The following is a 20,886-nucleotide window of genomic DNA, read 5'->3' as shown; positions in this document are numbered from 1 at the left end:
CTTACACGGTCCAGGTATCAAGAATCACCGCGTTGTCGCGGATGTGCAGCAGCTTCAGATCCAGCACGTCCAGCGGATTGATGGCGCGGATGCCCTCAATGAGCGAGGGTTCGCCGTGGCCGTACAACGCCTGCAGGGCAAAACGGCAGGCAAAGACCTTGCCGCCTTCGGCCATGAATTTTTGCAGCTGGTTATTGAAGTTCATATGGCCGGGGAAGGCTTCGTCTCCCAGCTTGGGAAAGCCGCGCTGTACGCCGAGGGTCACCCCCGGTCCGTATAACAGAATCGAGGTTTCAAAGCCTTTGCGCTGCAGCCGGGTGGCCTGCAGCATATTCACAAAACCGATGGATCCTTCGAACGCGACGGTATGGAAGGTCACCAGCGCTTTCTGGCCCGGCTCGGCCTTCACGTCTTCAAACACCTTTTCTTCGTAATCCACCAGGAAATCGCCGGATTGATGTGCGGGCATTGTTACCGTTGGCATAATCTTAGTCTCTTCGCAGGTTTACTGGCATCGCCGACAGCCGCGGCGGATGATGTATCGCGCCGGCTAACGGACGCGTCATTATCCATGGAGCAAGGGTTATGCCAGGGGCGGAAAGGGACCATGCAATCATCGGCCAATCAATCGCTCAACTTCTGAGCAAAAAAAATTTTTAACGGCCTGCATTTGAGTTTATTTGGCAATCAACGCGCAGCAATTAACCAATTTGCTGCACAATGACAACGCAGGCGTAACCCATGATTGCACCATGCTAACGCATAACAAACAATCTGATGCAATCATTAAACACAATCATTACATCAATGATTGCATGGGCACGGATGAATCCGCTAGAGTGGAAGTCCGCCACCCAGAGAGAAACAGGAATGAAACGATTCGATCGTTGGACGCACTATATGCATGAACGACCGGAGCGTCCGGCCTATCTGCTGATTGCCGATTTGATCCATGACGCCATTGAAAGCGGTGATTTCCAGCCGCGGGATCGCCTGCCGCCTCTGCGGGATCTGGCGGTAAAACTCTCACTGAATTACACCACGGTGACCCGCGGCTACGCCGAAGCGCGCAAGCGCGGACTCATTGATTCCCGTCCGGGCACCGGCAGTTTTATCCGCGGCAAGGTGCCGTCGATCCCGCCCCGCAACGGCAGCAGCTATGAGATGACCATGAATCTGCCGGTGGAGCCGGATTCGCCGGATCTCGTGGCGCAAATCCGTCAGGGCGCCCTGAATCTGTTTGCCCACAAAGATCTGTTCCCCCTGCTGCGCTATCACGATTTCGGCGGCAACCATGACGACAAAGAGGCGGGATGCCGCTGGCTAGGGCGCCGTTTACCGGCGGTGGCCCCGGAGCGGTTGCTGGTGTGTCCCGGCATTCACAGCGTGCTGGTGGGATTGCTGACCCTGCTGGCGCGCCGGGGCGGAGAAATCTGCGTCGGCAGCCTGGTGTATCCGGGGCTGAAGGCCATCGCCGCCCAGTTGGATATCACCCTGCACGCACTGGAATGCGATGGAGACGGCCCTATGCCGCGCTCGTTTGAAAACGCCTGCCAGACCGGCCAAATCCGCGCCCTGTATCTCAATCCCACCATCAATAATCCCACTACCCTGACCATGCCGCTGCGCCGGCGTGAGAAGCTGGCGGACGTAGCCCTGCGCTACAGCGTGCCGATTATCGAAGACGACGCCTATGCCATGCTGCCCTCGGCGTCCCTGCCCGCCATGGCGGAGCTGGTGCCGGAACTGACCTGGTATATTACCGGCCTGTCGAAATGTTTCGGCGCCGGTTTGCGTATTGCCTGGGTGCACGCCCCCACGGTGCGCCAGGGGCAGCATCTGGCCGGCGCCATGCGGGCGCTGACGGTGATGTCCAGCCCGTTCACCAATGCGCTGGCGGCCCAGTGGATTAACGACGGTACGGCGGAAAGAATGCTGCTGGCGGTGCGGGAAGAAGCGGTGCTGCGCCAGCGGATGGCCGCCCGACTGCTGCGCCATTACAGTCTGCAGGCGGATGCCGAAGGTTTCCATCTCTGGCTGCGGCTGCCGCACCGCCAGGGCTGGAATCCGTCGGATGTGGCGGTGAAACTGCGCCATCAGGGGGTCAGCGCGGTCTCCAGCGCCGCCTTCTGTACCGACAATAATCCCCCCGATGCGCTGCGCCTGTGCCTGGGAGGGCCCAACAGCCGCGAGCAGTGCGAGGGAATGCTGAAAAACGTGGCGGACATGCTGGAATACCCCGCCTGGCTGTCCACGGTGGCGCTGTAGTGGCAGCGGTGCGTGAAGATCACGGTGGCGCTATAACCATTATAGTGAGGTTATTTTGTGGTATAGCCGCCATTCACCAGAATGGTCTGGCCGGTCATCCACCATCCCTCCGTCACCAGAAAACGTATCCAGGGAACGATATCGGCGATATCCGTCAGGCCGGTTTTGCTGAAAGGTGAGAGCGCGGCCGCCGTCTTATGGTAATCCCGCGCCTCGGCGCTTTCAGCCGGATAAAAGAACGGCGTATCCATAGGACCCGGACCGATGGCGGTGACGGAAATCCCCCGCTCGCCCAACTCCTTCGCCGCCGCGCGGGTAAAATGCTCCACCGGCGCCTTGGTGCCGGCGTAAGCGGCATAAAAAGGCGTAAACGCTCCAAGCAGGGAAGTCACCAGGGTACAGATTTTCCCATTGTCATTGAGGTGCTTCCCGGCCTCTTTAAGAAAGAAAAAGGCCGACTTGGCGTTCACCGCGCTCATCTCGTCATACTCCGCTTCCGAGATATCGAACAGGGGCTTTTTCAGCACCTTGCCCACGGTATTGACGGCAATGTCCGGCCTGCCGATGGCCGCCGTCACGTCCGCGAAGAGCTTTTCCACGGCGCCGGCCGTGGTCAGGTCGGCCTGAAAGGCCACAGCCTGCGCTCCGGCGGCCATGATCGCCGCCACGGTGGCCTCCGCGTCATCTTTACTTCCCGCTCTGTTGTAATGTATGGCGATGGCTTTCGCGCCGTGCGCGGCAAAATCACGCGCAATCAGCCCGCCCAGATTTTTCGCGCCGCCGGCAATAATGACGGATTTGCCTTTGATACTGTGCTCTGTCATGACGTCAGTCCTCTTCTCTATGGGTATAACAGCCAAAGATGGTGCCCCCTGAGAATAGCTCCTGCATTTTCTGTATAAAGGCCGCAATTCTGATTATACTGTCCATAAAACACGAACAATGTAATTTTTATGGACAGAATTGACCTCTTTCGCATTTTTATACGGGTGGTGGACTGCGGCAGTTTCACCCGCGCGGCCGACGTAATGAACATGCCCAGATCCACCGTTTCCGCTGCGGTTGCGGAGCTTGAATCACGGGTAGGAACGCGCCTGCTTCACCGCACCACCCGCAGCGTTTCCCTCACCTCCGATGGCCGGGCTTTTTATGAACGCTGCCTGAGAGTGATACCGGACGTGGAAGAAACGGAAAATCTGTTCAGACAAAACGATAGCCAGCCTGTGGGGAAAATCAGATTTGATGTGCCGGGACGCATTGGCAGGCTGATCATCGCGCCTTCACTGCCTGAATTCTTTACCCGCTATCCGCACATGATGCTGGAAATGGGAGCATCTGACCGCAATGTCAGTCTGGCGGAAGAGGGAATAGACTGTGCCTTGCGTGTGGGAAAACTGACCGACTCAAGTCTGGTGGCCCGTAAACTCGGGTTCCTGAAATTCATCAATGCCGCGGCGCCGGCCTATATCGCCCTGCATGGCCAACCCGCTACGCCTTCAAATCTGCCCCGCCATCTGGCCGTCAACTATGCATCGCCAACCACGGGCCGGGTCGAGAGCTGGGAATGGCCGGAAAACGACAGCTACCGGTCCGCTGTCCTGCGCGGCCGGATAACGGTCAATAACGCCGAAGCCTACATTGCCTGCTGCCTGGCCGGTCTGGGAATGATTCAGATACCCCGATATGACGTACAAAAACACCTGGAATCAGGTGACCTGATTGAGGTCATGCCCGCCTACCGCCCCCGCCCACTTCCGGTCCAGCTACTCTATCCACACCGTAAACACCTTTCCCGTCCGCTACAGACTTTTATAGCCTGGGCAGAGCCTCTCCTGAGGGAAAAACTGATGCTGGACGCGCCGGATTCTGATTCAGAGAAATGCTGAATACATGCCATTTCAAGGGTCCCACAGCACGATAAGCCCGCTATCACCCAGGGGTGAAGCGAGCGTATTAAAGGGAAACTGATGGGGTCTATGCAGGTGTGGTTTTCCCGCCTGCCCAAGCTCCTCAACGGCGATCCTGATGATGTCGCGGGTATCATTCGATGGCACCATCAGCCGTCCTGACGTCTGATAAACATATAATTCCTCGCTGACCGCACACGGACTGGTGCGCAGGAATACCGATATGTGCCGGCAGTATGGGCGCTCGCCCCGGAGATTTCTGCGGCACGCTCTGCATAGCCAAAAATCGCCTGGCGCATATCGTCATAACCGGTAATGCACGTACCGAAGGAACGGCTACAGACGATTTGCTACTTGGTGAGCGCAAACTCCACCAGAGCTAAACATGGCTTACCCGCAGTTCCCTTAGGGTCTGTTCCAATATTCGTTGACATTCTTGCGGATGAAGCCTGGCGCGCATTCCGCCAGTTAAAGCATATTCGCGATGCCCATCGCCCCAAGCTTTTTGCTGATCCGCCGGCCCACCTCCTGACTGCCTTCACAGGGACCCGTGCCAGCAGCTTTTGCTGCCGCACCGGATCGGTGAGATCCACAACGCCTTCGGTCTTTACTCATTTTTTTGCGACGTAGTTGGCCAGTTTGGCCAAGGGTTTGGTTTGTGCAACCCCCACCCCGACGATTAACCCGGTCTCTTTTAAAATACGTGCCCGTACGTCCCGGCCAAAATTCTACAACCGCAGGCAATCACATACCCCGGTGAGGTTCAAAAAAGCCTCGTTGATAGAATAGATTTCCAGCACAGGCGCCATCTCTTCAAGAAGAGTCATCACTCGGTTGGACATAACCGCATTTATGTGGAATAGAAAATCGACAAGAAATATCTCGGAGGCTCGATATTCATCCTGTTAGTCAGGGAGTAATTTCGGCAACTTGATTACCGATTAGCTGTCCATATGTTGATGCCCTTGAAGTCGATGTGGGGTATGCGTGCGACCTCAGTCAAGAGACTTCATCAGATTATTGATAGCCGTGAAAGGAATGGCTTCATTTGCAAAGGTGAAAGTGCCCTTATCTTTCACCTCTTGTGCCGCGCGTAATAGGCCGCCGAGCGCTGCTCTAGCGAATGAGCTGCCGACGCTTATCCGTCGCACGCCGACATCGGCAAGCTCAGCCACATTGAAATTGGAGCCGGAAAGTCCCATCACTACATTGACCGGTTTATGGAGGGCTCCGCACAGCGTTTTTATCGATTCTAGGTCAGGCAGACCTGGAGCATAAAGCACATCGGCGCCGGCTTGTTCGAAAGCTTGAAGTCTGAGGATTGTGTCATCCAGATCGTTTATGCCAACGCTAAAGTTTTCAGCTCGAGCCACTAGCATGAAAGGGAACGGCAGAGCTTTAACTGCCTCAACCGCAGCACTGATACGCTCAACCGCATGATTGAACTCGTAGACAGGGCGATCTATTTTTCCTGTTCCGTCCTCGATTGACCCGCCAACCAGACCGGCTTCGCCAGCTATACGAATGGTGTGGGCAACCTCTTCGGCAGAATCTCCGAATCCGTTTTCTAAATCAGCACTTACAGGCAAATCGGTCGCCTCGACAATATTTTTGGCATTCTCTATTATCTGACTGCGCGAAAGTAACCCCTCTGAATCACGTACGCCGAGGCTAAATGCAAAACCAGCACTGGTTGTGGCGAGGGCTTCAAATCCTAGTGACGTCAGCAGTCGTGCGTTACCAGCATCCCAGGCGTTGGGTAGGATCAAAGGTTCACTTCTGGAGTGGAGGGCTTGAAATACCATTGCTTTGGTGAGTAGGCTCATGAAATGTCTCCTTGCCGATGGTTTAACTAGTGAGTTGGTGATTGACGATATAAGCCGATTAATATATAGCGTTACCCGCGTCCACCATGCAATCCCCACTGATCTCAATAAAATACGTCGCGCTGGGATGCCGAATAATCCGATTATTTAAATCGATCCGCTCCTCCACCTGGTCCTGAGCCGGGCTGGGAAATCCGCACTGAACACGCTCAATTAAAAAGTCGCTTCACTGCTGCAAGTCATTCCGTCGTCTTTATAATTTTCACGTTAAGATCTACTAAAAACTGTATATATTTACAGTAATATCTAAACCCTAAAATTATCAAGTCGTTTCGTACCGTTTTTTTTCAGGGAGACTGATACTTCAGAATATTCAATTTGGCCCACAATTGAATAAATCTATCTGGATTCATCCTTGGCATGGGCTTCAAACGCGAGCGGACGTCCAAAGGTCAAAGAAAATATGGTGATTGTCAGATCCCCGTTTATTGCTGCGCCGGTAACTTTTATCGCACAAAGTAGAACGCATCGTGTCACTCACCTGTATACCGGAGTTCAAATGCGAATTTATCTGTGCGAAAAACCGTCACAGGCCAAAGACATCGCACGGGTGTTGGGCGCGAAACAACGCGGGGCCGGTTGCTACAACGGTCCTGGTATCGTCGTGACCTGGTGCATCGGCCATCTGATCGAAGCCGCACCCCCGGAAGTTTATGGTGAACAGTACAAACACTGGACTATCGAACAGCTTCCCATTATTCCCGAGCGGTGGCAGGTCGAGGTCAAACCCAAGACCGCCACGCAATTCAAGGCCGTCAAGGCGTTGTTGGCCAAGGCTACCGAGTTAGTGATCGCAACCGACGCCGACCGCGAGGGTGAGCTGATCGCCCGAGAACTCATAGACCTGTGCAGTTATCGCGGATCAATCCAGCGCCTGTGGCTATCGGCGCTCAACGATGCCTCCATCCGCAAGGCACTCAGTGCGCTGAGACCTTCAGCCGAAACGTTGCCGATGTACCACTCCGCCCTCGCCCGCTCGCGCGCGGACTGGCTGGTCGGCATGAACCTCAGCCGGCTGTTCACCCTGTTGGGTCGTCGGGCCGGCTATGATGGCGTGCTGTCGGTCGGCCGCGTGCAGACACCGGCGCTGAAGCTGGTCGTCGATCGCGATCGCGAAATCGCCCGTTTCGTCTGCGTGCCGTACTGGTCTATCGGCGTTACGCTTTCCGCCGCCGGGCAGTCCTTTACCGCACAGTGGCTGGCTCCCGAGGCATGTTCCGACCAGGCCGGCCGGTGTCTGCAGGAATCCATTGCACAACAGGCCGCACAGCAACTCCGCACTGCCGGCAGCGCTCAGGTGGATGACGTCGAAACTGAACGTGTCCGCGAAGCGCCGCCGCTGCCATTCGACCTGGGCACATTGCAGGAGGTCTGTTCCAGGCAACTGGGCCTGGACGTGCAGGAGACGCTGGACATCGCCCAGGCGCTCTATGAGACGCACAAAGCGACCACCTATCCGCGCTCGGACTCGGGATATCTGCCGGAGAGCATGCGGGCCGACGTGCCCACGGTCCTCGACAGTCTGCTCAAGACCGACCCGTCCCTTCGGCCAGTGATCGACCAGCTCGACCGGACCCAGCGCTCGCGCGCCTGGAACGATGGCAAAGTCACCGCGCACCACGGCATCATTCCCACGCTCGAACCGGCGAACCTGTCGGCTATGAGCGACAAGAAGCGGGCCGTCTATCGGCTGATCCGTGCCCACTACCTGGCGCAGTTCCTGCCGCATCACGAATTCGATCGCACGACGGCGCGTCTCTCATGCGCCGATCAGGCACTGCAAGCGGTCGGCAAGCAGATTGTCGTGCCGGGTTGGCGCCTGGTGCTGGCCGAGCCGCAGCCGGAGGACATCGGCGAAGAAGCGGCGCCCCGCAGCCAAGTGCTGCCCGCGCTGCACCAGGGACTGTCCTGCCACGTGACCGGCGTCGATCTGAAGGCGCTCAAGACACTGCCGCCCCGCCCGTATACGCAGGGCGAATTGGTCAAGGCCATGAAGGGAGTCGCCAAACTGGTGTCCGACCCGCGATTGAAGCAGAAGCTCAAGGACACGGTCGGTATCGGCACCGAAGCGACGCGTGCGAACATCATCAGCGGCCTGCTGGGTCGCGGCTATTTGTTGAAGAAGGGTCGCGCCATCCGTGCATCGGATGCCGCCTTCACCCTGATCGACACGGTACCCGCCGCGATCGCCGACCCCGGCACCACCGCTGTGTGGGAGCAGGCATTGGACATGATTGAAGCCGGCCAATTCACGCTCGATGTCTTCCTCGAAAAGCAGTCCACGTGGATCTCGCAATTGATCTCGCAGTACCGCAACACTACCTTGTCGATCAAGCTCCCTCAAGGGCCTGCCTGCCCGCAGTGCGGCGCCGCCACGCGCCAGCGCACCGGCAAGAGCGGGCCGTTCTGGTCCTGCAGCCGTTACCCCGACTGCCAGGGCACCATCGCCGTCGATGGCCAGCGCCCCGCCGCCGCACGAAAGCGGCGGCGCACGGCCAAGACGTCCTGACTACGCCAGATGACCGCCACGCCCGCGATGTCCCGCGGCTTGCCCCGCATCCCACGGGGCATACCAAGCATGTCCCCGCCTTCTGCAATGGCATGTCCCTTCCGGCGCCTCATGCCGCCGGGTGGATGAAGGTTTGTTTCAGTCCTGCCGCACGCACGCGGCTTGTTGATCTGCGTATTCCACGTCTGAACCGAAGGGTCTCCTGGTCGCTTGCACGCGAGAGACCAAGAGACCCTTCGGGGACGATGGTGTTCATTGCCGGTGCCCGCCGGTGAAAAAATGGGCTCCTTTTGTGCGCGGATGTGCGCCGAACGATACCGACCCCAACCACGAAACGGGTCGGGTGCGAACGCTGACGCAGCGCCAGGCTCTACCGACGGCCCAGCGCCTGCCACAGCCCACGGGTGGTGTCTTGTTCTTCCGCTGGGGGCTCTAGCCCCCAGCATCCTGTTCCGATTATCTCTTACTTTTCACGTCGCCGCACAAGGTTCGCGGTTCTATGGCCAATTATTTTCCAACCAAATCTTCAGTTAAATGCCATCTGCGACCTACAAGCAGCATCAAAATAAAGGACTGTGTGATTATTTTTGGACTGTTCTGGCGACAAGGCAGGATGTTTCATCGCCCCTTAAGTGTGACATTTAATCTCTTTCATGAGATTTTCTATATACTGTTAAATATCCTCCCGAGAGGAGAATGCCCAGATTGGTGGTTTATACCTGCCTTGAGTCTCCGTACAATACCGGCTTCAGATAAAAACATCTCATGCTGAGTTAATGTAAGGAAAAAGTATGTCGTCACAACAAAATCAGGATCTAACAGAAGAGATTGCTGGTTTTTTAGCTCATTTTTCATTTTGTGCCCTGGTGGCGCTGAATTTAGCACGGCAGGATGGGCGCGCGGGCAATGCAGTCTCCGACCATATGTTTTTGATGCGCTGGCTTGAAGGCGCACAGCGGCAAAAACGTTTCCCCAGAGAAGTCGCCGCCGAAATATTGTTGCTGCAAAATTTAGGGAAAAAGAACGGACCACAGTCTCATCTGGCTAACAAATTGCAATATCTATGGGAGGCATGTTCGGGTTTTGGTCCGGCTCTCAGCGATGTAGCCCGTCTGAATGCTGCCATCGCACAATTAAAAAAAACCGGCTGGCACAATGAATTACTCAGCCAAGCGGAATGGCACCAGGGTATTCCCACGGATATTCTTCATTCAGGCATTAATGCCATCCTGGCCGAACGCCTAGCGATTGAATCAGCGTTCAATAAAAATGGTGTTCTTAAATCATCACTGGAGTTTTTGATTTTCGGCGATAACTCCGCTGCCATCAATGCGTTCATCGGTGTTTCATTGATCTTGAGTCCTACGTCAGACCCACAAAAGTTTCAACTACTGCCAGTATCGGCAATTAAAGCTAATGGTATTAAGTGAGTATCCACCATGACCTGTTGGGGGTAACAAACCAGACGGTCTTCAGGCTCTTTTTCTTTTGCTTTCCCGAACCACCCAGCCTCGCGGGAGGGTTAATCAAAATCAAACCATGCGTTGTACTTGCACACCTCGCACCAGACATGCCCAATCTGTGGATATAACCGAGTTCACCGAACAGGTACAGCGCACAAACGATTCTGTTCATGTGAAATTTCCACGGTTCTACCACGCAAGGCAACCCATGGAATAGGTGCATGCTGAATCCGGAACCACCAGTTTCCCTTTTCACCACGACAGCTACGGCCGAAAGACCGAAGCTGAGTCGCATAGTCGCTGACATTGTCGGCAGATTGCCCGCAGCCAGGGTCTTCAGGTTGCGCTTGGGGGAATCCCAAATGACCTGCCAGTCCGCCCCAGCATCATTCTGCGGACGCGCGCTCCCAAAGCGCCGATGCTTCTTATCTTCTCAACGTCCGCGAGGGGCATACGTCCCTCCGGGATGGTATGTCCCTCCGTCTTCTCTACAGGAGCAACATACATGTCCCGAAATCCATCCTTTGCCATCGTCCTCGAAGGCGGCCTAGTCCAATCCATTATCGTCAAGGACTGGCCGTCTCACATGCCGCTGCCGCAGATCGCGGTGGTTAACTTTGACACCGAAGGCGCCACCGACGACGAGATCACGCATTTCTCAATCGGTGACAAGCCCGCCGAAGCCGTCTGTCACTGCCCGGTGCCGGAGGTTTACGAATGCTTCGCCATCACGTTGTCCCCCCGAAAGGTGCTCACTGCGTTAGGGGAGACCTTCGATAACGAAGACATCGAATCGCCGCTGGCTGTTGCCCTTGGCGTTCGACAAAGAATTCTCGACCTTGATGCACATCTCAACCAATTGGAGAAACCGCCTACTGGGGACGAGTACAACGAATTATTCGTCCTCGCAAACGACGGTTTGATCGATGTGCTTAAAGCACTGGGCGATCCAGCTGACTTCGGTGCATAGCCGGGTTCTCTTCCACCTGTCCGATGCCATCTGGCGTCTGATTTTCTCATACAGATACCATGTTCGCATGGGCTGGCTTCGCCTTGCGCACCTGAAGCCACACCCTTGCAAACAACAACTTTCACTCACCCAACGGCAGGGGGATCCAATCCCTAACAGGGAATTGCCCCGGCCATACTCTGCTGGAGAAATCCCATGTCACAAATCGTCAACCCCTTCAACCGCGGCTATCAGCGCCCGCGTATTGAACGAACACTGCTCATTACTTACGCAGATGACTGCCCACCGGTCTGGCGCCCGTTGCATCTCAGCCAGGCACATCTTCGCGATGACCAAGTCGCACTGTTCCCCTGCCTGTTCGGCAAGGATTTCGCACTCATCACCGAAGGCCAGGACGTGCGCGAAGAGCTGGAGGCCCAGTGCCAAATCGAAGGTATTGTCAGAACGGCGGTCTACGCCGTCACCGCGGATAATATCGGTGGTCAACAAGTGCATGTAGGCGACACTTACTCGGAGGAAAACGCCCGTGAAGTGGTGCGGCACCTGCGGTTTGAGACGGGAGTCTACAGCCGCTGTTGGGAAATCAGTTCCGCTCACCTCACCGAAGAAGCTGACCGTTACCTGACCGAGCTGGCTGACTACGGCACACCGAGCAACTTCATGTTCGTTGCTTTTCGCATTCCGTACAGCCCTGTGATCGGTGTCAAACTGATTGCCACACCCTGGACGAATGAAAACCTGCAGAAGGTCGACGGCATAACCGCCGAGTGGTTGCGGCTAAAGCAGCGGAAGAAAGGCGTACCGGAATGCCTCATCGAGGTACTCCACCTGGCCGCCATGGCCGACGTTCGCATGCTGGTGTTTGATGCCGACGCCCCGCTACTGGACGGTCTGACGCTGTATGAAGATGAGTGATCCATGATCCCCAAACGGGGCTCTTTCTTTTCAGGAATCCGGTGTCACTGCCGTTCCATTTTTCCGATGACCGCAGCCAGAGTATGACGAATCCTCATCTTATGTCCGCTGGCGTTGCCGGCAGCATGCCCAGGTAGTCCCGGTCTTCAAGACTACGACGCGATTTGTCGCGCCGACCTTAATCCTCTTCGACGCATTTCGCGTCTTGTTACTCACCCCTCAAGGGCATCCTCCCTTGCAGGACGGGTGCCCCTTGGTTTCCACAAGGAGTCCCTATGGATCATTCAACCATTCGCGCACAGATGCCGACGCTGGTTGACGGTCATATACCATCCAATGTCCGCAGCTTCAGATTCAACATCTTCGACGGCCAGCCCAAGGTGTCGACACTGGGTTTTTACATCGACCCCAAGCCGTTCGAAGGCAAGGTCATTGCCAGGACCGACGAGGCTATCGTCATCAAGACGGGCCGGGCCGAATTCGCGGTGCTCGACCGGGCGCTCGTCACCGAGGTGCCAGCCCAGGGCGTTAAGGTACGGGTCGAACCCTATGCCAGGCGCCGCTTCGATGGCCTGCGGGCAGACACGCCCGAAGAACGCACCGAGTTCGCGGCGAACGGCCAGCCTTACACCATGAAGACGTTCATGCTTGGGTCCGCACCCGCGAAGTTGCCAGTCCCCGAGCCGCGTTGTCCGGAGTTACAGGCTCTCATTCAGCAACTGGAAGAGTTGCCGGCACCCGATCATTATCGTCGCATTACGCACCTGCTGGTCGATGCCGGTGCCCGGGACTTCGCCTGGGTCGATCCGTTGCCTAAAGATATCATCGCAACACCGCCGGCCATCAGTTTTACCGTTTCCACGGCGAAGTTTGAGGGCCGTATCACCGTGCTATACGAGCGTACAGATGACCTCTACGCGCTTGAATTGCGTCGCGGTGAAAAACTGGTCGAGCGGGTAGATGAAATTTACTTCGACCTGCTAGGAGAAACGCTGGAACGGCTGATCGATGACGGTACCTGGAAGCATATCAAAGTAGAAGTTATTTCTGGCAATCGCAAGTCAACTCGTATTGTCCCCCACAGTTGACGTTTACTCGTCATAAAGCCCCCAACAGCAGGGGGCTTTTTTCTGCTCAAGATGGGCGTATTCCACCATGAATACGGACACCGGGTAGTGCCGATTCTTGGTCGTTCCCAAGCGAAACATACGGCACGCTTCAACCATGTTCCGCTGATGATGTCAGCGACATGCCAGGCAGCTTTCGGTCTTTGAAGTTGCCCACGGTTCACCGTGTGACCGAACCAGTTCGCACCGCATCCTTGCGCGAACGACCACCGGCTTGTAGGTGGCGATGCTTGCCTTATTACCTGAAACCCACCGCGGTGTTACGCCCTTCCCGTCAGGGGCAAGTGTGCCCGCTTATTTGTCCCCAAGCCTGGAGATCACCATGACTATCTCACCCAACGAAAAATCTTTCTTCGATCTGCACATCACCGGTCTCGGATATCTCAATCGTGTCCGCGAAGTGAAACCCAAGAAAGGCGATACCTTTCTGGCCTGCGACATTGCCGCGCTAAATGGTCCCAGCGATGACGTCTCATATGTACGTTTCGATACGCGTGTATCGGGTTCGGAAGCGCAGCACCTGGTTCGTCGCTGCATCGACGCCGTTGAGGCGGAGAAGAAAGTGATGATCGGGTTCCGCCTCGGCGACCTATGGACCGACACCTTCACTTATTCCAAGGGGAAGCGTGCCGGCGAACAAGGCGTAAGTCTCAAAGCCCGCTTGCTTTTCATCAATTGGATCAAGGTCGATGGCAAGCAGGTCTATAAAGCCGAGACAAAGTCGATCTATACCGACGAGCAGGAAACGCAAACCCCTGCGACTTCCGTTGCACCGATATCTCAGGAAGAGCTCGAACCCACCACTCCTGCTGGGGAAGCTACTACCGAAGCTGCCGCTGATACCTCCGTATCGACCGTAGCAGAATCATTCTGATCGAAGGCCCCCACCCAGGGGCCTTATCCTTTATCCTCCGCTCCTTTATCGCAATCACCATGCGATACAGTGCTGCTTACTCATCTCACGCCGGCGTCTTTGAGCCGGAGTAGACCGCAGTTTTCAATCATCACCGCGCTATCGTACCTATTACGACCATCGGTATTCATCCTTATCGATACTGCTGAAACTCGGATGTTTTAATCCCTTAACCAGTCCTTGGTTGGTCCTGCATTGCAGGTTTGTTCCCCGTAAGCGTACTCGCCTGGTCCTACGCCAGTCGATATCGCTTGATCAATCCTCAAGGAGTTAGCCATGCAACTCGCATCTCGCTTCGCCTCACGTACCCCAATACTGCGTGCCGATCATCCTCTATCGGATGACCAGATCCGCGCAGTAGCTCCTTCCATCTTTGCGGAGAACCCGCATGAAAGCCGTTCCGAGCGGTACAGCTACATACCGACCTCCGCCGTCCTGACGGAACTACGCAGTGAAGGATTCGAACCCTTCATGGTCTGCCAGACCCGCGTACGTCATGAAGACCGCCGCGAATACACCAAGCACATGATTCGTCTTCGCCACGCCAGCCAGATCAATACCTCTGAGGCCAACGAGGTGATTTTGCTCAATTCCCACGATGGTACGAGTTCGTACCAGATGCTCGCTGGGATGCTGAGGTTCGTTTGCCAGAATGGTCTGGTCTGCGGCGATATGTTCGCAGAGGTACGCGTACCCCACAAAGGCAACGTGGCCGACCAGGTGATCGAAGGCGCCTATACGGTGCTGCAGGACTTCGAGCGTGTGGGGGAGTCGCGTGATGCAATGCGTTCCATCGCGCTCGACGAGGGTGAGTCGGAAGTGTTCGCGCGTTCTGCGCTGGCACTCAGATACGACGACCCCGACAAGCCCGCACCCATCGCGGAAAACCAGTTGCTAAGCCCGCGGCGTTTCGGTGATCGGAACTCCGATCTCTGGTCAATCTTCAACAGAATCCAGGAGAACCTCATCAAAGGCGGTCTGCCTGGTCGATCGGCCAATGGCCATCGACAGCGGACACGGCGGGTGCAGGGTATCGACCAGAACCTGCGGCTCAACCGAGCTTTGTGGATGTTGGCCGAAGGCATGCGCCAACTGAAAGCCTGAATGCAACACGAACCTTGCCCGTTGCGGGCAGGGTCCACTTTTTCCTTCAGGTGCCTTACCCGCACCACTTCCAACATCCAAAGGAGAGCCGTTATGACGACCAGATTCACCCCCCAAGCTGGCTGATTCACCGATCACCGACCCAGGCCAACTCATGGTCCGCACCATCCATGGCCGCAATGGTCCTTTCATCGTTGGCAAGCTCATCACTCCGGTTGGAAAGTTCGAGGTCAAAGATGCGGAACTTGAACAATACCCGGAAGATAAACACGAAGGGGATTTCGTCATCGGTTACATGTCCCCGCATGTGTTCACGGCTGGCCGCTGGGTTGGGTTTGAGATCTGCGTTTACCTGGTCGGAATGACCCTTCCGGTGCTCGATGCGCTGAGCCGGGACGAAGTTGAAAACTTCACTTCCCAGGAAGTCGATCCGCTTGACGAGGAACAGGGCACCTCGTGGATAACGCATGCTGCCTCCCTCCAGTCCGAACCTGCTCCCCTGTTGGGAACGATGGATCCACTGATCGATACCACACCCGTCGGCGTGGGCGCACCGTCTTCAGCAGTTGCCACTTCTGGCAGCCCCGGCAGCGACGATGCCACGTTGTCCGGCACGCTCTGGCCGCTGGGTGAGTCGGTGAAACTCGGCTCGACCATCGACCGGCGCACCTTGCGCGCGCAGATTGCGCGACTGGATGCGCTGGGCTACGCGCTGGACTTCAAGACGCAAGCGTGGAGCCGCGAGGCCGAACGGCAACCTGCGTGATCTTCGACGCCGCATTCGCGGTATTATTCATCCACCCGCCGGGGTTCCTTACCCCACGCGCGGGGGAGGACTCTGGTTTCATTCTGGAGGTCTTCATCATGTCAACAATCGCATGCAACACATCTTCGCAGCCTATCGAAGAGAACCGTTCCGCGCTCGATGAACCAGCGTGGCGAGCTGTCTGTAAATCCACAGGCGCGCAAGCCAATCATGGTTGCGGTCTGTCTTACGACTACTACGTTGACCGCTTCAGTTCGATGATTGATGTGCGAATTGGTCATTTGCCCGAATACCAGCGCGCGCAGGCCCTGCAAATCGCAAAAGAGGAATGGAGCTACGCGACACCTGCCGAGAGGCAGGAAACCCATGACTGGAATGCAGAAAACAGCTATTGCACGCACGGGATCGAATTGGGTTGCTGCCCGGCCGGTTGCGGTTCGTATTGAAGACTGCACTTGGCTCCATCGCCGCGCACATGCGGCATTTCATCACCCGCGGGGTTCTTCCCCGACGGGGAGGGACTCCAGCTTTTTTTCAAGGAGACCCCTCATGAGCTGGACTTTTTCACACTGGACCCGCAGCGAGCTGATCCACAAGCTGACGCAACCGGATGAGAGCGAAGCCGTGCGTTACGAAACGATCGCCCATACCCTGCGCGGCAACGTGCTGTGGTCGGTCGTTCGGATCACGGCCAAGCAGCCGGACGCGCTTGGTCTCGATATCGGGCAGTCCATTATGTTCATCGCCTGCTACCTGCTGCAGGGCTCCGGCTCAGGCTGGGGTTACAAGTCGATGGATGAGTCGATGCACCCGTTCTACTACTCGTGCCCACAAGGCTACCTGTCCATGGCGCCGGAGCAATCGCGCGAGTGGCGTAAAGGCGTGCGTGCCTACCATGCGCGTCGGCGTACACAGATTGCACCTGCCAAGACGATGCGGACCTGATCCCCCGTTCGATCTGGACTCAATTTTTTCATCCCACGGGACAGCGTCTGCCCCGGCGGCGGTGCTGTCCCTTGCTTTCATCCAAAGGACACTACCATGCCTGCAACCACTCCTTCCCAATCGCTCTACCGAATCTACGAATGCCCCGACCTGATGGCCGACGGCTGAGTCGGCGACAAGCGTGGCAACCTTGTTTTCCTGTCCGTCTGGGCGCGGGATACCGCGCTCCAGCAGTTCCTCGCCCGGCCCATCCTGGGCAGCGACGAGGATGGGCCGGCGTACGCTGTTCGGTTCCATGGTCAACCTGTGGCTGTTAGATAGCCGCTGCGTGAAGCCCGACAAGGCCAATGACAAGGCGCAGGCGCTGCTGCCCGGCGAGTCCGCTCACCGGCCCGGCAGGCTGTGGACGCTGGTGCAGGACACCTGCCCCTTGCCCTTACTCGACCACTGGCGCGCCACAGTGCTGGGGCTTTTGCAGCAGCAAAAAATGCTGGTACGGCTTCCCGTAGCCCTAGGGCCGTTGAAAGGCCATCGACTTGTGCTTGATATCCCGGTTATCACCAAGTTACTCGCCGATTTGATCCGCAACGACACACGTAGTGCAGTTGATCACGAACTGACTTCAGGCAAGCAGATTCGGCGTGTCAGTTGAAGCTACTTCTACGGGCATGCGCACCGTGCATGCCCTCGACTTATCCCAAGCCTTTCAGGAGATATCCATGGCTATCATGTTCCCCCGGCTTGCCCGCAAGTACGTCAGGAGTCGTACCTGAGTCCGGGTTGGACGCCCCCAACCAGTAAGGTGATTCGGTGGAAGTGGCGTTCGCTCGACAACTCGTCACAGCCTGAGCCGGATGCTGTGAATGGCGGCCTCTACGGAGGCCGTTTTTTCCCGACTAAAAGCGGGCAAGGCGGGTTTCCCATTGTCTGCTGCCATCGCCGCACCCGCCTGCGAAAGTGGGATAAAAGACCAAGGGAATCACACTATGCCACCAGTTTTTTTCTCCCCCAGCGACGCAAAGAACGCCTGTCTGGTTGGCCTGACGCTCACGGCCGGGTTACTGGCGGGATGTACGACTGCGCCAACGTCCGCCATCTCTCCCACTCCGCCACGGGACACACCAAAAGTGGTAGCCCGATCCGGCCCGGAATTCGTACCTGTCGTCCGCTACGGGCGCTATACCCTTGTTGAACTCGTGCCCCAACCTGCCCAGCGTGATTTGCTGTTGCAGGTCGTCGCCGTTTCGGTGCCGTCCACATTTGATGCCAACGTAGGCTATGCCCTGCGACATGTGCTGATGCGCACCGGTTACCAGCTTTGCCACACGCCCGAAACCGCATCGTTGTATGCACTGCCACTGCCTGCCGCTCATTTTCGCTTCGGCCCCTTACAACTGCGCGACGCACTGCTGATGCTGGTCGGTCCGGCCTGGGACCTTTCTGTAGACAACGCGAACCGGAAGGTCTGTTTCGATCGGCATGTTGCAACAGAGCACATAAATGGTGACATCGCCGGTCGAGCAGGAGCCGATGTACTCTCCCCGTTTAAAGACGCACAGTCGGTATCGGGGAATGGATCGCCGCCCAGGAAGCAGCAACCATGAACATTCAACAAAACGAGGCCGGACAGGATCGCCACTCACGTTGGCTGAAGATCGCAGCTGTCGTCTGGCTGTTCACCATCAGTTTTCTTACGATCATCAATACCGTCGGCGTCACGCGCCAGGATCATCAGCAACAGACCGCGGCCCTGGACGCCAAAGCCGAGGATATGGCCAAACGGCTGGCAGATATCGAGCGACAGGTCGACGCAGATAAACGCCAGCCGAAGCCGGTCACCCGCGCCGAGTTCACCAGAACGCGTCAGGCGTTTCAGGCGCGTATTGACCAGTTTGAGCAGGCGCATGCCGCCATTGTGCAGGTCAGTGACCTTAAAGCGCTCCAGGACCGCGTTGAATCACTCGCGCGCTTCGCCGGTGCTTTCCAGAAACCCGCCCCGGTCGCAGCAGTGCGCCGCCCGGTAGCGAAGGCCTCGAAACCTACGGTGCCGAATCTACCGTTTCGCGTGGTCGAGATGGAGCTCCGCGGCGGCGAGCGCCTGCTGTCGGTCGCTCCATTGACATCGACAACACTTAACGATGTGCGCCTCCTGCGCCAGGGCGACGCCGAGAGTGGCTGGATATTGCAATCCATTGAGGCCGACGCCGCGCTGTTCCGCGCCGGCGGACAGGCGCGGCGCGTGCCGCTGTCCCGGGAGTAACCCATGGCTCCGCGACTGTTTTCCGCTGCCGCGCTCGTTGCCAGTCTCATGTTTTTTGGCGCTGGCCAGACTACGGCACAACCTATGGCGACCATCCCTTCTCGCCTGATCCCTAGCCAACTTCGTCCGAGTATGGATACCGTCTCTGACGAACGCCAAGCGCAGGACTGGGGGCTGCGCCCAGAAGAATGGACACGTTACCGGGAACTGATGAAGGGACCGCTCGGTATCTGGTCGCCCAACCTCGATCCGCTGACCGCACTCGGCATAGAAGCGCGCAGCGATGAAGAGCGGGACCATTACGCCGAGCTGCAGGCGCGAGCAGAAGCCCGCCGCGTGGAGAAGATCCTGGCCTATCAGCGTGCCTATGATGCTGCCTGGTTAAGGCTGTTCCCCGGCCAGCAGCGCGTGAACTTGCCTGGCGCTCCATCGCCCGATACCGGCAACACGGGCTCTGACCGGCTGGCGGTGTTTATCAAAGCGAACTGTCCAGCCTGCCAACAGCGCGTACAGCAATTACAGGCCGCAGGGACGACTATGGATATTTACATGGTCGGCAGCCGGCAGGACGATGAGCGCATCCGCACGTGGGCGACGCAGGCCGGTATCGACCCGGTGAAAGTGCGTGATCGTACTATCACGCTCAACCACGATGGCGGCCGCTGGCTCTCGCTTAGCCTGCCCGGCAACCTGCCTGCGGTAGTGCGCGAGGTGAACGGCCAATGGCAGCGGCAGTAAGCACCACATACCGACTCCGGGCGGCAACAGCGGCTTTGCTGCTGACGCTTGGCACCGGAACCGGCCGCGCCCTGGAGATACCACCACCGGCATACCAGCTCGCCGCACAGCAGATGGGCGTGCCGTCTCCGGTTCTCTACGCCGTTGCCCTGCAGGAAAGCGGTACCCGGCTTCGCGGAAAGATTGTGCCTTGGCCGTGGACACTCAATGTCGCTGGCCGCGCCGAGCTTTATGCCACCCATGCCGATGCTTGTGCCGGCATTCGCCGGGCGTTATCCCGGGTTCCTGCCAACCGTATTGACGCCGGTCTTGCACAAGTCAACCTGGGTTACCAGGCCCATCGCTACAACGGCCCCTGCGATATACTCAATCCCTACCGAAATCTCGCGATCGCCGCACAAATCCTGCGCGAGCAGCATACCCCCGGTGAGGACTGGTTACTTGCTATCGGACGTTATCACCGCCCCGCTGGCGGCGCCCCCGCTGCGCGCTACCGTCGTAGCGTCAACCAGCATCTTGCGCGTGTCCTTGGCCCCGGAATATCCCTGACTTCTGCGCGGAGTATTACACCATGAAGAAAATATTGTGCCTGCTGCTCACCTGGCTGCTGTCATCCATGACCGCCTTTGCCCAATCCCCCTCTACACACCTAAACGTCGTGGAAGATCGCGGAGGTGTCTCAGCGCTCCCCTATTACCGGGCGCTCGCCCCTCAGGAACTAGCACCATCAGAAAATCATGAACCGGCCCCACACAGGGGTGGCCAGGCCGATGCCGAGGCATCCATGCTGCCGGTACGCTCTAAGTTGCTTTCACCTGGTGTAGAATCGCAACGTATTATTCGCGCACCCGGCCTGTCGCCGCTTTTCCTTATCGGCGATGACGAACGCTCGCGCACCTGGTTGCAACAGCATCGTGAAGCGCTGAACGAACTCAATGCTATAGGCCTGGTCGTCAACGTGGACACCCCCGAGGCACTGGCCGTACTAAGGCATATGGCACAAGATCTTACGCTTTCGCCCGTTTCCGCCGACGACCTGGCCCAGCGGCTCGGCATTCGCCACTACCCGGTGCTCATCACCGCCACCGGCATCGAACCCTGACGTGAAGTACGTG

The 20,886-nt window shown here is 57.3% G+C and carries 20 protein-coding genes and 4 pseudogenes; 19 read left to right on the top strand and 5 right to left on the bottom strand.

The window, feature by feature from the left end; genetic code table 11:
• Position 1: 1 nt before the first annotated feature.
• Complete coding sequence (locus tag ACL2XM_RS06605; RefSeq protein WP_413730181.1) at positions 2 to 484, bottom strand: MSMEG_0572/Sll0783 family nitrogen starvation response protein; 483 nt, start codon at positions 482 to 484, stop codon at positions 2 to 4.
• A 386-nt stretch (positions 485 to 870) separates the two neighbouring features.
• Between ACL2XM_RS06605 and ACL2XM_RS06600 the strand changes: the two genes are divergently transcribed.
• On the top strand, positions 871 to 2,268 hold the full coding sequence (locus ACL2XM_RS06600; protein WP_413730179.1) for a PLP-dependent aminotransferase family protein: 1,398 nt from the start codon (positions 871 to 873) through the stop codon (positions 2,266 to 2,268).
• A gap of 50 nt (positions 2,269 to 2,318) precedes the next feature.
• Here the strand turns inward: ACL2XM_RS06600 and ACL2XM_RS06595 are convergent, their stop codons facing one another.
• A complete protein-coding gene (locus tag ACL2XM_RS06595) occupies positions 2,319 to 3,092 on the bottom strand; it encodes an SDR family oxidoreductase (protein ID WP_413730178.1) in 774 nt (257 codons plus the stop codon).
• A 129-nt stretch (positions 3,093 to 3,221) separates the two neighbouring features.
• Between ACL2XM_RS06595 and ACL2XM_RS06590 the strand changes: the two are divergent.
• Positions 3,222 to 3,398: pseudogene (locus ACL2XM_RS06590) on the top strand (helix-turn-helix domain-containing protein); the annotation flags it as partial.
• A 48-nt stretch (positions 3,399 to 3,446) separates the two neighbouring features.
• Positions 3,447 to 4,154 carry a LysR substrate-binding domain-containing protein gene (locus ACL2XM_RS06585; protein WP_413733198.1) on the top strand — a complete coding sequence of 236 codons (708 nt, stop codon included), beginning with the start codon at positions 3,447 to 3,449 and terminating at the stop codon, positions 4,152 to 4,154.
• A 12-nt stretch (positions 4,155 to 4,166) separates the two neighbouring features.
• On the opposite strand, the pseudogene ACL2XM_RS06580 reads toward ACL2XM_RS06585, so the two are convergent.
• From ACL2XM_RS06580 to ACL2XM_RS06570, 3 genes and pseudogenes are all read right to left on the bottom strand, one after another.
• A pseudogene (locus ACL2XM_RS06580) lies at positions 4,167 to 4,442 on the bottom strand (hypothetical protein); the annotation flags it as partial.
• 728 nt (positions 4,443 to 5,170) lie between these two features.
• Positions 5,171 to 6,001, bottom strand: a complete 831-nt coding sequence (locus ACL2XM_RS06575; RefSeq protein ID WP_413730175.1) for an isocitrate lyase/PEP mutase family protein — start codon at positions 5,999 to 6,001, stop codon at positions 5,171 to 5,173.
• 73 nt (positions 6,002 to 6,074) lie between these two features.
• Positions 6,075 to 6,215: pseudogene (locus ACL2XM_RS06570) on the bottom strand (S24 family peptidase); the annotation flags it as partial.
• 345 nt (positions 6,216 to 6,560) lie between these two features.
• On the opposite strand from ACL2XM_RS06570, the gene ACL2XM_RS06565 reads away from it, so the two are divergent.
• The 16 genes and pseudogenes from ACL2XM_RS06565 to ACL2XM_RS06490 all read left to right on the top strand — a co-directional run bounded on the left by ACL2XM_RS06565 (position 6,561) and on the right by ACL2XM_RS06490 (position 20,873).
• The gene (locus ACL2XM_RS06565) at positions 6,561 to 8,570 is read left to right on the top strand and encodes a DNA topoisomerase III (RefSeq protein ID WP_413730173.1); all 2,010 of its coding nucleotides are present in this window, start codon (positions 6,561 to 6,563) and stop codon (positions 8,568 to 8,570) included.
• A 791-nt stretch (positions 8,571 to 9,361) separates the two neighbouring features.
• Positions 9,362 to 10,000: a DUF2913 family protein gene (locus tag ACL2XM_RS06560; protein WP_413730172.1), complete on the top strand. Its 639-nt coding sequence runs from the start codon at positions 9,362 to 9,364 to the stop codon at positions 9,998 to 10,000.
• Positions 10,001 to 10,538: 538 nt separating this feature from the next.
• Positions 10,539 to 11,003 (top strand): hypothetical protein, encoded by a 465-nt coding sequence (locus tag ACL2XM_RS06555; RefSeq protein ID WP_413730171.1) that lies wholly within the window; start codon positions 10,539 to 10,541, stop codon positions 11,001 to 11,003.
• Between the two features lie 195 nt (positions 11,004 to 11,198).
• Positions 11,199 to 11,918: an ABC transporter substrate-binding protein gene (locus ACL2XM_RS06550; protein ID WP_413730169.1), complete on the top strand. Its 720-nt coding sequence runs from the start codon at positions 11,199 to 11,201 to the stop codon at positions 11,916 to 11,918.
• 275 nt (positions 11,919 to 12,193) lie between these two features.
• Entirely contained in the window at positions 12,194 to 13,006 is an 813-nt protein-coding gene (locus ACL2XM_RS06545; protein ID WP_413730168.1) for a GTPase, read from the top strand.
• 361 nt (positions 13,007 to 13,367) lie between these two features.
• Entirely contained in the window at positions 13,368 to 13,919 is a 552-nt protein-coding gene (locus ACL2XM_RS06540) for an STY4534 family ICE replication protein (protein WP_413730166.1), read from the top strand.
• Positions 13,920 to 14,234: 315 nt separating this feature from the next.
• A complete protein-coding gene (locus ACL2XM_RS06535; RefSeq protein WP_413730164.1) occupies positions 14,235 to 15,062 on the top strand; it encodes a DUF932 domain-containing protein in 828 nt (275 codons plus the stop codon).
• 118 nt (positions 15,063 to 15,180) lie between these two features.
• On the top strand, positions 15,181 to 15,828 hold the full coding sequence (locus ACL2XM_RS06530) for a DUF3275 family protein (protein WP_413733197.1): 648 nt from the start codon (positions 15,181 to 15,183) through the stop codon (positions 15,826 to 15,828).
• 98 nt (positions 15,829 to 15,926) lie between these two features.
• Complete coding sequence (locus ACL2XM_RS06525) at positions 15,927 to 16,274, top strand: hypothetical protein (protein WP_413731052.1); 348 nt, start codon at positions 15,927 to 15,929, stop codon at positions 16,272 to 16,274.
• A gap of 103 nt (positions 16,275 to 16,377) precedes the next feature.
• Positions 16,378 to 16,773 (top strand): hypothetical protein, encoded by a 396-nt coding sequence (locus ACL2XM_RS06520; RefSeq protein WP_413730161.1) that lies wholly within the window; start codon positions 16,378 to 16,380, stop codon positions 16,771 to 16,773.
• A gap of 96 nt (positions 16,774 to 16,869) precedes the next feature.
• Positions 16,870 to 17,425: pseudogene (locus ACL2XM_RS06515) on the top strand (hypothetical protein).
• Positions 17,426 to 17,759: 334 nt separating this feature from the next.
• A complete protein-coding gene (locus ACL2XM_RS06510; RefSeq protein ID WP_413731051.1) occupies positions 17,760 to 18,377 on the top strand; it encodes a PilL N-terminal domain-containing protein in 618 nt (205 codons plus the stop codon).
• The gene (locus ACL2XM_RS06505) at positions 18,374 to 19,033 is read left to right on the top strand and encodes a hypothetical protein (protein ID WP_413730160.1); all 660 of its coding nucleotides are present in this window, start codon (positions 18,374 to 18,376) and stop codon (positions 19,031 to 19,033) included. Before ACL2XM_RS06510 ends, ACL2XM_RS06505 begins: the two co-directional genes overlap by 4 nt.
• A 3-nt stretch (positions 19,034 to 19,036) precedes the next feature.
• On the top strand, positions 19,037 to 19,771 hold the full coding sequence (locus ACL2XM_RS06500) for a TIGR03759 family integrating conjugative element protein (protein WP_413730159.1): 735 nt from the start codon (positions 19,037 to 19,039) through the stop codon (positions 19,769 to 19,771).
• The gene (locus ACL2XM_RS06495) at positions 19,756 to 20,346 is read left to right on the top strand and encodes a lytic transglycosylase domain-containing protein (protein WP_413730158.1); all 591 of its coding nucleotides are present in this window, start codon (positions 19,756 to 19,758) and stop codon (positions 20,344 to 20,346) included. Before ACL2XM_RS06500 ends, ACL2XM_RS06495 begins: the two co-directional genes overlap by 16 nt.
• The gene (locus ACL2XM_RS06490) at positions 20,343 to 20,873 is read left to right on the top strand and encodes an integrating conjugative element protein (protein ID WP_413730157.1); all 531 of its coding nucleotides are present in this window, start codon (positions 20,343 to 20,345) and stop codon (positions 20,871 to 20,873) included. Before ACL2XM_RS06495 ends, ACL2XM_RS06490 begins: the two co-directional genes overlap by 4 nt.
• Positions 20,874 to 20,886 lie beyond the last annotated feature (13 nt).

The sequence above is a fragment of the Sodalis sp. RH20 genome (assembly GCF_047324205.1).
Lineage (GTDB): Bacteria > Pseudomonadota > Gammaproteobacteria > Enterobacterales > Enterobacteriaceae > Acerihabitans.
This window is presented reverse-complemented; position numbering and strand designations above follow the sequence as displayed.